We start from the raw sequence: 13,948 nt of genomic DNA on the forward strand, positions 1-13,948 counted from the left end.
AGGTTTTATATAAAATATTGTATTAAAGTCTTTTTATACTTTAAAAATAATTATGTTAATTAAAGCCTTTCTTGTAGGCCTTAAACCACCTTTCAGGAATTTGTTGATTACATGCATCTAAATAATCCTTCTCGGTGCAAGGTAATAACGCAGGTGTATGACCTTTAGTATGTGAAGAGAAAATAGATGGAACTTCTGTCCACCATCTTTCGGTCAATAAACTTTTGTAGAAAACCAATTCTTCATCTTCGCTTGGTACATTGTACTTTACAAAGTCATCTGTTTTGGTATATGGAGATTCCTTGATCCTAAAATTGATACCTTCTATAAAGTACCATATTATTTGAGCTATAAGCTGTTGCGACTGTACGGTGTTCTCCATTTCATACAAGCCGAATACAGATACTTTATCGCTAATACCGGCATATCTAGAAATAGCGCAGATCTCTCTACCATTAAACCCGTTAGGAGAAAAATTAGCGGACAAAGAAATTTCGCTAGCCTTTACAGATCGCATATCCAGACTTACCATATGAGCGTTTCTAAGCACAGGTTCCGCCAAAGAAATATCATTAGCGACCTCACCAAGTCTATAGGCATCAAAAAACAATCGCTCCATTAAATCTATTTCTTCTTGAGCGTTGAAATAGCTTTGATAGCCAATGTTTGAAAAATTGAAAAGGTTGTTCGGTTTATCGGTAATGATTTTACTCATGTAAGAATGTGAAGATATAAGCTCATCTTCTATTCCAAAATCAAATCTACTATCGATCGCTACCAGGTTGATCATATCCCTAATACCATCAAAAGCCCTGTAGGCAGGATAGGTAATATCTTGTGTAGCCCCTAAAATTATTGGTATAATATCTTCTTCCAGTAAACCGGCCACTACTTCTTTGACTACAAAATAAGTGTCATTTACCGTAGCACCTTCCTCTATATCCCCTAAATCTACTATAGTAGCATTCCAATTACCTATTAAAAGTTTGTAAAACTGTAATCTTATAGCAGAAACATCTAATTTTTCATGTTTCTTTTCATAGGCATTTCTTGACTCTCTTACCCCCACAATTGCAACTGTAACGTTTGCCAAAACTGGCAAACCATCTTTTTCTGTATGTATGTGGGCATTTTTACCTATTGCCTGGCTGGGCAACAACTCATTATGGGCTAAAACTTTATCCGATACCGGAACTAGAAAATCAAAGGCCATCTATTAAAGGTTTTTAGAAATCATAAAAATACTGTACTAATATTTTGACCTAAAATTAAATTACTTTTTTGTTTTAGGTTTAGCTTTTGCCTTTTTCTTTGGAGCTTTTTTCTTGGGTGTCTTCGCTTCGATCAACTTTTGGGCTTCCTCTAAGGACATATTTACTACATCTACCGTTTTAGCCAATTCTACTTTGATCTTACCTTTAATTACATTATGACGACCCCATCTGGCTTTTTCTATACGTATACCTTCTTCTTCCCAGTTATGAATAACCTTATCGATCTCTTTTTGCTTTTTAATTTCGATAAGTTCTATTATGTCATCATTTGATAGGTTATCAAAATCATACTTTTTGTTTACGTTGATGAACATGCCGTTCCATTTAATGAACGGTCCAAACCTACCGGTACCCTTGGTAACTTCTAAATCCTCGTACATAGCAATTGGGGCATCGGCCTTCTGTTTTGCTACAATAAGCTCTATAGCCCTATCCATCTCAATTTCAAAGGCGCTTTCACCTTTGTCCATTGAAATAAACTTATCTCCAAATTTTACATATGGGCCAAATCTACCTACATTGGCCAATACTTCCTCTCCTTCATATACCCCTAATTTTCTAGGAAGTTTAAAGAGGTCCATTGCCTCTTCGTAAGTAATGGTATTTAAAGATTGCTCTGGCAGCAGACTTGCAAATGTTGGTTTCTCTTCATCATCTACGGTACCTATTTGTACCATAGGTCCAAATCTACCTAAACGGACAGATACTTGTTTGCCAGATTTAGGATCTTTACCTAATATTCTTTCTCCACTTGCGCGGTCTGCATTTTCTTCTACATCTACTACATTTGGATGAAAGTCTTTGTAGAACTCTTTCATCATTTTCTTCCAGTCTTCATCACCTGAAGCTATCTCATCAAAATCTTCTTCCACCTGGGCGGTAAAATTGTAATCTAATATATTGGCAAAATTACTCACCAAGAAATCGGTTACGATCATACCAATATCAGTTGGTACCATTTTACCTTTGTCAGAACCCACATTTTCGGTAAGATTCTTTGTTTCTATTTCATCAGACTTCAATATCAATTGCTGATACTTACGCTCAGTACCTTCTATAGTGCCTTTCTCCACATAACCTCGGTTAAGTATGGTAGATATCGTGGGTGCATATGTAGACGGTCTACCAATTCCCAACTCTTCTAATTTCTTAACTAAAGATGCTTCCGTAAATCTGTATGGCGCCCTTGTAAAACGTTCTGTGGCAGATATGAAATTGTTCAACAAACGCTCTCCTTGTTTCATTGCCGGCAACATACCTTCTTGCTCTTCGGCAACGTCCTCATCATCTACACCTTCCATGTAAACTTTCAAGAAACCGTCAAACTTTATAACTTCACCGTTTGCCGTAAATTCTTCTGAATGTTTGTTTGCCTTTATCCTAACATTGGTACGTTCCAATTGAGCATCGCTCATTTGAGATGCAACGGTACGTTTCCAAATTAAATCATATAGTTTAGATTGATCACGCTCCAATGACGGAGATTGATTTCCCATATCCGTAGGTCTAATGGCTTCGTGTGCCTCTTGGGCCCCTTTAGACTTTCCTTTAAAATTTCTTGTTTCGCTATATTCCTTACCGTAGTTCTTTTCAATAGCTTCTTTGGCAGATGCCAATGCTTCATTAGAAAGGTTGACACTATCTGTTCTCATGTAGGTTATTAAACCTGCTTCATACAAACGTTGGGCTACCTGCATGGTCCTACCTACAGAAAAATATAATTTTCTTGATGCTTCTTGTTGTAATGTAGATGTGGTAAACGGTGCAGATGGCGATTTCTTGGCCGGTTTTTTATCTAATTTACTTATAGAAAAATCAGCTGCCTTATTTTTTTCTAAAAATGCCTTCGCTTCATCCTCGGTAGAAAAAGTTTTGTTCAGTTTTGCAGAAAATACACTTCCTGATTCTGTTTGAAATTCCGCCGCAATCTTAAACGATGCCTGTGGCTCAAAACCTTCAATATCCCTTTCTCGTTCTACAATGAGCCTTACGGCTACAGATTGAACACGACCGGCAGAAAGACCTGGCTTAATTTTTTTCCATAGTACGGGAGATAACTGGTACCCCACCAAACGGTCCAAAACTCGCCTAGCTTGTTGTGCGTTTACAAGGTTAAAATTGATCTCTCTTGGGTTCTCGATCGCTTTTTGAATAGCTGCTTTTGTAACCGAATTGAAAACAATTCGCTTTGTTTTCTTCTTGTCCAAGCCCAGTTCTTCTGCAAGGTGCCAAGATATAGCCTCTCCCTCTCGATCCTCATCACTCGCTAGCCATATAGTTTCTGCCTTATCCGCCAAACTCTTAAGTTTTTTCACTAGAGCTTGCTTGTCTTTATCAACTATATATTTAGGTGTAAAATCGCCTTCAACATCTACCCCCAGCTCCTTTGAAGGTAAATCCGCTATGTGACCAAAGCTAGATTCTACCTTATAATCTTTTCCCAAAAACTTCTCTATAGTTTTGGCCTTTGCAGGAGACTCAACAATTACTAAATTTTTCGCCATCAACCTTGTTTATACTTACAAATGTATACTAAAAATTAAACTTTGGAATTTCCAGATTTTATTTTTCCTCATATTTCAACAGAGTTCAACCAAATAAAATCATGAAATTAACGCATATTATCACCTGTATATTACAACGCATAAACCAATTAGTGGCTTAAACTAAAAAAAAGGAAGCCGATTGAGCTTCCTTTTTTTTAACCTAATAATAATTTTACAACTGTAGTGTACTGAGTAATTTTATATCATTATCTACATATTCATATTGGTATAATGTTCGGTCACCTATCATCAGTAAAGATGACGGCAAGGGAATGACATCATAAGCTACAATATTTTCAAAAGTGTTGATTAACGTAAGATTTGGAGCGTTGGTCTTATCATAAATCTTTAAACCAGAACCTCCATCACAGACAAAAAGCGTATCATCTTTTATCCCCAATCCGTTTGGACCGTCCATAGGGTAGATAACCTTTAGTTCAGGATTTTCAAGGTTAGAAATATCTATGACATAAAGACCACTATCCGTATTTCCGCAAAAATTACCACCTTTTAAGGTTACATATGCATAACCGCCATCGACCACAACAGGATCACAAGCGGTACCATGCCTGAATTCTGAGATAAATTTTGGTTTTTCCGGATTTTCAATTCCATAAATGTACATGCCCTGCGAGCCCCCTATAAATAAAATATCACCTTGATTATATATGGTCTCAATATCCCAGGCTACCTGAACATCATCCAAAACCTGTACATCCTCTACATCTGTAATGTCAAAAATATTTATATCACTATAATCTACGACATATAAATAATTCCCAATTATCTTAAAACGGGCCAAAGAACCGCCTTGACCGGTACTTGGCTGCGGACTATCATTGAAACTTTCAAGAGAATCTAGCTCACAACCATCACAGTTGTACCTAGACTCATACTCCTCTACCGATCTTCTTTCCGTTACAACTTCCCAGCCAATAACAATATCCCTATCATAATCAATATCGCCGAATTCATAAAAATCTGCCTGCGGATATTCAACATCCGTAGCCCAAACACCATTATTATATATGGCATTTTCAATACGCCCGGCTATTGAAATATTATTAATATCCGATATATCAAAAATGACCAAATCCCCATAACTATCGGCATATATTTTATCATCTTTTATAGAAATATCATTATTACCTTCTAATTTTATAAACGCGATACTTTCCGGAGATGAAGGGTTTTGATTATCGATTACATGAAAACCCTTATTTACATCATTGACAAAAATATAATTACCATAAGCATAAATTTTGCCCGATGATACCACTGGCACAGGTTCAGTAACCGATACGGCCTCTGCCTTAAACGTAATTGCATCTTGCAAAATAGGTCTTGCAACTTGGTAATCTTGGTAAGGTCCGTCATCGTCACAAGAAACAAATACAGATAATGCGATGGCACAAAATAGAAAAACAAAATTCTTCATTTACAATAATTTAGCTGTTTGTAATCATTAGATGAAAAAACACCTAATAGTTGCGTTATCAATGATTTGAAATTTCCTTTACCTCACCAAAACCTACACCATCCTTGTACATGTAATACACCGGCACTTTACCTAACATTGCAGTGAACAGCACGCCCACACAACATAAAATAAAGCCAAGTTGCGCCACAAATGCCGAAATAATCACCACACCAAATATGACCAACCAGTTTTTGTTGCCCAACGTAAAACTAGCCTTTACCATTTCTAAAGGAGATAAATGATTTGAAAACGCCAAAAAAGCAGGTATCAACGAAATTGGCACCATGACATAAAATACGCCCACACCACAGGCAAGTACCCCTAAAATCGATAGGCCAAAAGTATATAATGCAAGTATGAACACTTTGCCTAAACGCCCTTCTTTAAAATAATAGAAGTAATCATCACTAGTAAAATCCTCTAAATCTTTTTCTTTACAAATTTTCAAAAATGACGCATTTAAAGCTAAAGCAAATGTGGTCACCCCTATTGAAAAAACAGGCATAAGAATAGCTAATGCAATAGCTGCCATAGGCGGTAACTCACCATGCTGCAATGCTACTGGATCAGTTATACCCAAAGCGAACATTGGGATATACAAAACAATATAAAACGGTAGTATAACAACAAATGTCAAGAGCAAAATGATAAAGCCTTGCAACCAAACTTTCTTAAATAGTTCAATAGACCTACTGAAAATGGTACCGAATTCTAAATCTGGTTTCGTGTTAATGTGCTGAGTCAAGTTTTCTAAATTCATGTATAGAGGTGGTTATAATTGGTACTAAAACTAAATAATTTTCGTGTGCAAAGCCTAAACAAACCCTAAATAATCATGTCATCTTGTCATATTTTTGATTATAATAGTATCTTTGCCTTCCAAAATATTTTATACGCAACGTATTACAAAAATGGAGAAAACCATAGACGAAAATGTGCAGGGCACAACTTTGGTAGTTGAAGGAAAAGAAACGAACAAGCGTAACCTCTTTATAGAAAGCTATGGTTGCGCAATGAATTTTGCCGATAGTGAAATTGTTGCCTCTATCTTGGCAACCGAAGGTTTTAACACCACCCAAACATTAGAAGATGCAGATTTAGTACTTGTAAATACCTGTTCTATTAGAGATAAAGCGGAACAGACCATTCGCAAAAGATTGACCGAATATAATAAGGTAAAAAAATCTAGACCGCATTTAAAAGTAGGTGTTCTTGGCTGTATGGCTGAAAGATTAAAAGACAAACTTTTAGATGAGGAAAAAATAGTAGACATGGTCGTAGGGCCAGATGCTTACAAAGATCTACCCAACTTGATTAAAGAAGTAGATTCTGGCAGAGATGCCGTAAACGTAATTCTATCCAAAGATGAAACTTATGGTGATATTGCACCGGTTAGATTAAACACCAACGGTGTAACGGCTTTTGTATCTATCACCAGAGGATGCGATAATATGTGCACCTTTTGCGTAGTCCCTTTTACCAGAGGTAGGGAAAGAAGTAGAGACCCACAGTCCATTCTTGCCGAAATACAAGAGCTTTCGCAAAAGGGCTTTAAAGAAATTACATTACTTGGTCAAAATGTAGATAGTTATTTATGGTATGGCGGTGGGCTCAAGAAAAATTTTGAAAATGCATCTGAGATGCAAAAAGCTACCGCTACCAATTTCTCTAAACTGTTGGACATGGTGGCATTGGCAAACCCAAAGATGCGCATTCGTTTTTCTACTTCGAACCCTCAAGACATGACCCTGGACGTAATCAGGACCATGGCAGAACATAAAAACATCTGCAACCACATTCATTTACCTGTACAAAGCGGCAGCAACCGTATTTTAAAGGAAATGAACCGCTTACACACCATTGAAGAGTATTTTGAACTCATAGATAATATTAGAAAAATTATTCCTGATTGTGCTATTTCTCAAGATATCATTAGCGGTTTTCCAACGGAAACAGAAGAAGACCATGCAGATACCTTAAAAGCACTTGAATATGTAAAATATGACTTTGGTTATATGTACGCCTACTCTGAAAGACCAGGGACCTTGGCCGGCAGAAAAATGGAAGACGATGTTCCTGAACCTATAAAAAAGAGACGTCTTTCTGAAATTATAGCCCTACAAAGAAGCCACTGTCAATTTAGAACGGAAAAGCATGTAGGCAAAATCCAAGAAGTTTTGATCGAAGGAACTTCTAAAAAATCTGAAAACGAGTGGATGGGCAGAAATTCTCAAAGCACCGTGGTTGTTTTCCCTAAGGAAAACTACAAAATTGGGGATTTTGTAAATGTTCAAATCAATGATTGCACTTCAGCAACCTTAAAAGGTGTTGCTGTTGGGTATTCTGACAACAATTAACTTTTAGTAGCCATTGTATATGGAAAGCATACAAAGCATAAAACAACGTTTTGAAATTATTGGGCAAGACCCCAAACTGAATCGTGCACTAGAAAAAGCAATGCAAGTTGCCGCAACAGATATTTCTGTTTTGGTTACCGGTGAAAGCGGTGTAGGTAAAGAATCGATCCCAAAAATTATTCATTCGCTTTCCCATAGAAAACATGCAAAATATATTGCGGTAAACTGTGGCGCCATACCGGAAGGCACCATTGACAGTGAACTATTTGGTCATGAAAAGGGTGCTTTTACAGGTGCTACGCAAACCAGAAGCGGTTATTTTGAAGTTGCCGATGGTGGTACCATTTTTTTAGATGAGGTTGGGGAGCTACCTTTAACCACACAGGTTCGTTTACTACGTGTATTGGAGAATGGTGAATTCTTAAAAGTTGGCTCTTCTCAAGTTCAAAAAACAGATGTACGTATTGTTGCGGCAACAAATGTAAACATGTTCGAAGCGATAAAGAAAGAACGTTTTCGAGAAGACCTGTACTATCGATTAAGTACGGTTGAAATCAACATACCACCACTACGCGAACGTCAAGGAGATATTCATTTATTGTTCAGAAAATTTGCATCTGACTTTAGTCAGAAATACAAGATGCCAACTATAAGATTAGATGAGCATGCCGTGTCTTTATTGACAAAATACAGATGGCCTGGCAACATACGTCAGTTAAGAAATATAGCTGAACAGGTTTCCGTACTGGAAGAAAACAGAGCAATTAACGCTGCTACTTTAAATGGCTACTTGCCCCACAACACTACAAGCAACTTACCTGCGGTAGTCTCTAACACAAAATCTGAAAGCGATTTCAGTAACGAAAGAGAAATACTGTACAAAGTACTTTTTGATATGAAAGGCGACCTCAACGACCTTAAAAAGTTGACGATGGAGCTTTTAAAAAACAACGATTCTGAAAAGGTTCAAAAAGACAATGAAAACCTGATTCGTAAAATTTACGGTAACGATGACGAAGAAGACGTTGATATTGAACATGATACCCAAGAAGAATCTTCACTTAGCCTTTTACACCTGCCAGAACCAAAACAGGAAGAACCTTCTGTAATTCAAGAATCCTACGAAGATAAGTATCATTTTGCCGAAGAAATTCAAGAGGAAGAAACCCTATCTTTACAAGAGAAAGAAGTAGAATTGATCAAAAAATCTTTAGAACGTAACCGTGGAAAAAGAAAGGCCGCAGCAACAGAGCTAGGCATTTCCGAACGAACACTATACCGAAAAATTAAGCAGTACGATCTTTAATACAAAATGAATCTCATTTCCATGAAATACCTAAAAAAAACTATTCTTTATATACTACCCGTAATTCTTCTATTAAGTTGCGGTGTGTACAATTTTACCGGTGGCAATGTAGGTGAGGCAAAAACTTTTAAAGTAAATTATTTTCAAAATTACGCAACCCAAAGTCCAGGCTCAACATTTGAACCTGGTGTAGATAGAGACTTTACGTTAGCGTTACAAGATAGGATTCAAAACCAAACCAGTTTAGACCTGATCAGTACCGGCAACCCAGATTTATTGTACGAAGGTGAAATTACCGAATATAAAATTTCCCCAATGTCTGCAACAGCAGCCCAAACGGCAGCTCAAAACAGACTTTCTGTGAGAGTTAAAGTACGTTTTTACAATCAATTAAAAGAAGATGCCGCTTTTGACCAAAGTTTTTCTTTTTTTTATGATTACCCGGCAGACACGCAATTAGCCAGTATTAAGAGCGAAGCCCACGAAATCATTTTTGAACGGTTGACACAAGATATTTTTAACGCCTCATTAGCAGATTGGTAAGAACATGAACGTTAAGGACTTTACATATTTTCTAGAACACCCTACCAAAGTGGTAGAACCTATACATACCAAACATTTAGAAGATATCATTGATGAGTATCCTTACTTTCAAGCTGCACGAGCGCTACACTTAAAAGGATTAAAAAATTTAAACAGCTACAAGTATAACAAAGCACTTAAGGTAACTGCGGCATATACTACCGATAGAGATGTCCTTTTTGAATTTATTACCTCTAAAGACTTCCTACAATCCAATGTTTCGGAAACTATTATTTCAGAAATAGAAGAAAATAAAAAAGTAGAACCAATAGAAGAGGTTGAAAACGCACTTGCTACAGAGGAAATTGAAACTGTTGTAAACGAGGATGCTCCCAACACAATAGAAGAGTCACATATACCTGACGAAGCTACAGAAGAAGTTGAAGTCGAAATTGAAGCTACAGAAACCAATGCACCTGAAATTATTGCCGCAGCGTCCACTGCCTCATTAATTATTTCTTCTGAAGATAAACCATTGCCACAAAATGAAGAAGATGCCGATAAAATTTTAGACCCAGCACTTTTTCAATCTAAAAATCCTGACAATACCGAAGAGGAAAATGCTTTGGATATAGGCAAACCGCTAACTTTCGATGCCAAAGAAAAATATTCTTTTTCTGAATGGTTAAGTCTAGCTTCAAAAAAACCATTAGAAAAATCTGAAGAAGTTGTAGCCCAAAATAACCCAGATGAAATTACCGAAGCGCAAGTAGAGGTAAAAGAAAGCAAAATTGAAAAGACTATACAAAAGGTAGAGAAACAAAAAGTTTCCCCAAAACCTATAAGAAAACCCAAGGTCAAAAGCGAAGCCATTAAAAAGAAATACGATCGTATAGACAAGTTCATAGCTTCAAACCCAAAAATTGTCCCTACCGAACAGAGTACGACCATAGATATTTCCAGCTCTTCTAAAATTGACCATAATGAGCTTATGACAGAGACTTTAGCAAGGGTTTACCTAGAACAAAAAAAGTATAAAAATGCAATTCAAGCTTACAAAATTTTAAGTTTGAAATATCCAGAAAAAAGTAGTTTCTTTGCAGACCGAATTAAGACGGTAGAAAAATTACGAAAAGATAATAAATAATTTAGAATGAGTACATTTTCAATTTTCCTAATACTTATCATTGTTGTTTGCTTATTGTTAGTATTAGTGATCATGGTACAGAACCCAAAAGGTGGCGGACTTTCTTCTTCTTTTGGTGGAGGAGGCAACCAAGTTGTTGGAGGAGTAAAAAAAACAGGTGACTTTTTAGATAAAAGTACATGGACTTTGGCAGGATTGCTAATAGTTTTAATCTTAGCTTCCAACGTTGCCCTTAAAGGTAACTTTGGTGATACGGATTCTAAATTATTACAAGGGGACGATATTGAGACCGTAGTGCCAGAAGCACTGCCAGAAACAGTTACACCACCTGTAACCAATGAGACTACACCGTCTGATAGTTTATAACATTACGACCACAAAATATTTTAAATGCCAGCTTGTCATAAGCTGGCATTTTTTGTTTACAATTTGTCAGTAAATAGGTAATGGCATAATTTCTGCCTTTAGTAAATCCACGAAACTAAAAATCAATTTTAAAAATTAATAATTATGGCTAAAGTTAACATCAAACCATTGGCAGACCGAGTTCTTATCGAGCCAATGGCAGCTGAAACTAAAACTGCATCCGGACTTTACATTCCTGATACCGCAAAAGAGAAACCACAGAAAGGTAAAGTTGTTGCCGTGGGTCCTGGTACAAAAGATGACAGTGTTACCGTTAAAGTTGGCGATACGGTTCTTTATGGAAAGTATGCCGGTACCGAACTGAAATTGGAAGGTACAGATTACTTGATGATGAGAGAAAGTGATATTCTTGCTATTATCTAAAACTAGCAATCGGCTATTGGCATTAAGCTATTGGCCGTTAAATTTTTATTTAAAAAATAATAATCTTCTTGACTTTTTGCCCTGTGCAAAGAGTCACTAATCAAAATAAAATTAAAATGGCAAAAGATATTAAGTTTGATATAGATGCAAGAGACGGCCTTAAAAGAGGTGTTGATGCATTGGCAAATGCTGTAAAGGTAACATTAGGACCAAAAGGTAGAAATGTTATTATCAGTAAATCATTCGGTGCTCCACAAGTAACTAAAGATGGTGTTACCGTAGCAAAAGAAATAGAATTAGAGAACCCGTTAGAAAACATGGGTGCACAAATGGTTAAAGAAGTTGCTTCTAAAACCAACGATCTTGCAGGTGACGGTACTACTACCGCTACCGTTCTTGCCCAAGCTATCGTAAAAGAAGGCTTAAAGAACGTTGCTGCCGGCGCCAACCCAATGGATCTTAAAAGAGGTATTGACAAAGCTGTAGAAGCTATTGTTGAAAATTTATCGAAGCAATCTAAAAAAGTTGGTGATTCTTCCGAGAAAATTAAGCAAGTTGCTTCTATCTCAGCTAATAACGACGAAACTATTGGTGACTTGATCGCTCAAGCTTTCGGTAAAGTCGGTAAAGAAGGTGTCATCACCGTTGAAGAAGCTAAAGGTACAGACACATACGTTGACGTTGTTGAAGGTATGCAGTTTGACAGAGGTTACCTTTCTCCATATTTTGTTACCGATTCTGAAAAGATGGTTTCTGATTTAGAAAGTCCTTATATCTTGTTATTTGACAAGAAAATCTCTTCAATGAAAGATTTACTTCCTGTATTAGAGCCAGTTGCGCAATCAGGTAAGCCCTTATTGATTATTGCCGAAGATGTTGATGGTGAAGCATTGGCTACATTGGTAGTAAACAAATTAAGAGGTTCTTTAAAAATTGCGGCTGTTAAGGCTCCAGGTTTTGGTGACCGTAGAAAAGCAATGTTAGAAGATATCGCAATCTTAACTGGTGGTACCGTTATTTCTGAGGAAAGAGGTTTCTCTTTGGATAACACTACTTTAGACATGTTAGGTACTTGTGAAAAAGTACAGATAGACAAAGACAATACAACTATTGTTAATGGTGGCGGTGTTGCAAAAGATATTAAAACAAGAGTTAACCAGATTAAATCTCAAATTGAGACTACGACATCTGACTACGATAAGGAAAAACTTCAAGAACGTTTGGCTAAATTGGCCGGTGGTGTTGCCGTACTTTACGTAGGTGCAGCTTCTGAAGTTGAAATGAAAGAGAAAAAAGATAGAGTTGACGATGCATTACACGCTACAAGAGCTGCGGTTGAAGAAGGAATCGTTGCAGGAGGTGGTGTTGCATTGGTAAGAGCAAAATCTGTTCTTTCTAAAGTATCTACTGATAATGAAGATGAGGCAACCGGTCTACAAATTGTAGCTCGTGCCATTGAAGCTCCTTTAAGAACAATAGTTTCCAACGCAGGTGGAGAAGGTTCTGTAGTTATCGCAAAAATACTTGAAGGTAAAGGCGACTACGGTTATGATGCCAAGTCTGAAAAGTATGTAGAAATGATGAAAGCTGGTATTATAGATCCTAAGAAAGTAACTAGGGTAGCATTAGAAAATGCTGCTTCTGTTGCAGGAATGATCTTAACTACTGAATGTGCTTTAACAGATATTAAAGAAGATGCTCCCGCAATGCCTCCTATGGGTGGCGGTGGCGGAATGCCAGGCATGATGTAGTGGCGAGCCGCCACAGGCAATTATTAGCTTGTTTGCGAACGTACATTAAATTTAAAGCTGCACTTGAAAATTTCAAGTGCAGCTTTTTTTATACTTATATCAATAAAAAAACCACCTTCCTTATTTACAGAAGGTGGTTTTATCGTCCAAACGGTATCGCCTTCTAAAGGCAAAAACTAGACTACTTCTTTCTAGGAGCAGCTTTTGGAGCGGCCTTTTTACCAGCTTTTGCCGGTGCAGGCTTTGCAGCTGGTTTCCCTGCTGATTTTGCTTGTGCCATTGGTATAGAATTTTAAAATAAATCTATAGCTAATGTATTTCAGATTTTGAACCGTGATTATTTTGTTGGCAAAAGATTAACTAAAACACGATCTTCTTCTTTTTTAGAATTACGCGCTGCACCAACATTTAATTAATTATCATGATGTTGGCCGTCATCAGAATTATCTTCCCTATATCTACAACAAGGGTGCACACTATTATAAGCTTCTTCTGTAGCTTTTAATTCTTTGGTATCATGACCTACGGCTACAATTGCTGTTTTTATTTTCATAGCATCGGTTTTACGTTCATCCATAATTACATCTAACTGATGTGTAGGTATACTCCAATTGGCATATTTCACGCCTTTTACATTTAATGCAGCTTCCTCTATGCGCTCTTTACACATGGCACATCTACCATTTACGTCAAAAGTCATTTTTTTGTTCTTGTCTTGAGCATAGGTCAATACTGCAATCAACATCATTGCCATTGATAAAATTGTTGTTTTCATA

Annotated in this window: 12 protein-coding genes; 7 read left to right on the forward strand and 5 right to left on the reverse strand. The window is 36.9% G+C overall.

Annotated elements, in window-relative coordinates:
* Positions 1–55 precede the first annotated feature (55 nt).
* From QZ657_RS06425 to QZ657_RS06440, 4 genes are all read right to left on the reverse strand, one after another.
* Positions 56–1,213, reverse strand: coding sequence for a formimidoylglutamase (locus QZ657_RS06425; protein WP_276471075.1), 1,158 nt, complete (start codon positions 1,211–1,213; stop codon positions 56–58).
* 60 nt (positions 1,214–1,273) lie between these two features.
* Positions 1,274–3,778, reverse strand: a complete 2,505-nt coding sequence (topA, locus tag QZ657_RS06430; protein WP_291965714.1) for a type I DNA topoisomerase — start codon at positions 3,776–3,778, stop codon at positions 1,274–1,276.
* Between the two features lie 214 nt (positions 3,779–3,992).
* Entirely contained in the window at positions 3,993–5,258 is a 1,266-nt protein-coding gene (locus tag QZ657_RS06435; protein ID WP_291965716.1) for an LVIVD repeat-containing protein, read from the reverse strand.
* 58 nt (positions 5,259–5,316) lie between these two features.
* On the reverse strand, positions 5,317–6,060 hold the full coding sequence (locus QZ657_RS06440) for a hypothetical protein (RefSeq protein WP_291965717.1): 744 nt from the start codon (positions 6,058–6,060) through the stop codon (positions 5,317–5,319).
* Between the two features lie 151 nt (positions 6,061–6,211).
* Here QZ657_RS06440 and miaB point away from each other — a divergent pair, with 151 nt between their 5' ends.
* From miaB to groL, 7 genes are all read left to right on the forward strand, one after another.
* Entirely contained in the window at positions 6,212–7,657 is a 1,446-nt protein-coding gene (miaB, locus tag QZ657_RS06445) for a tRNA (N6-isopentenyl adenosine(37)-C2)-methylthiotransferase MiaB (RefSeq protein WP_291963157.1), read from the forward strand.
* Positions 7,658–7,676: 19 nt separating this feature from the next.
* On the forward strand, positions 7,677–8,963 hold the full coding sequence (locus QZ657_RS06450) for a sigma-54 interaction domain-containing protein (protein ID WP_276471070.1): 1,287 nt from the start codon (positions 7,677–7,679) through the stop codon (positions 8,961–8,963).
* Between the two features lie 21 nt (positions 8,964–8,984).
* Positions 8,985–9,506, forward strand: a complete 522-nt coding sequence (locus QZ657_RS06455) for an LptE family protein (RefSeq protein ID WP_291965718.1) — start codon at positions 8,985–8,987, stop codon at positions 9,504–9,506.
* A gap of 4 nt (positions 9,507–9,510) precedes the next feature.
* The gene (locus QZ657_RS06460; protein WP_291965720.1) at positions 9,511–10,632 is read left to right on the forward strand and encodes a hypothetical protein; all 1,122 of its coding nucleotides are present in this window, start codon (positions 9,511–9,513) and stop codon (positions 10,630–10,632) included.
* A gap of 6 nt (positions 10,633–10,638) precedes the next feature.
* Positions 10,639–10,998: a preprotein translocase subunit SecG gene (gene secG, locus QZ657_RS06465; RefSeq protein ID WP_276471067.1), complete on the forward strand. Its 360-nt coding sequence runs from the start codon at positions 10,639–10,641 to the stop codon at positions 10,996–10,998.
* A gap of 144 nt (positions 10,999–11,142) precedes the next feature.
* Positions 11,143–11,421 carry a co-chaperone GroES gene (groES, locus tag QZ657_RS06470; RefSeq protein ID WP_036156781.1) on the forward strand — a complete coding sequence of 93 codons (279 nt, stop codon included), beginning with the start codon at positions 11,143–11,145 and terminating at the stop codon, positions 11,419–11,421.
* Positions 11,422–11,537: 116 nt separating this feature from the next.
* On the forward strand, positions 11,538–13,172 hold the full coding sequence (gene groL, locus QZ657_RS06475; protein WP_276471066.1) for a chaperonin GroEL: 1,635 nt from the start codon (positions 11,538–11,540) through the stop codon (positions 13,170–13,172).
* A gap of 412 nt (positions 13,173–13,584) precedes the next feature.
* Here groL and QZ657_RS06480 read toward each other — a convergent pair whose 3' ends face one another.
* Complete coding sequence (locus QZ657_RS06480) at positions 13,585–13,947, reverse strand: heavy-metal-associated domain-containing protein (protein WP_291965723.1); 363 nt, start codon at positions 13,945–13,947, stop codon at positions 13,585–13,587.
* Position 13,948 lies beyond the last annotated feature (1 nt).

Origin of the sequence: Maribacter sp., assembly GCA_020629415.1 — a bacterium.
GTDB classification, from domain to species: domain Bacteria; phylum Bacteroidota; class Bacteroidia; order Flavobacteriales; family Flavobacteriaceae; genus Maribacter; species Maribacter huludaoensis.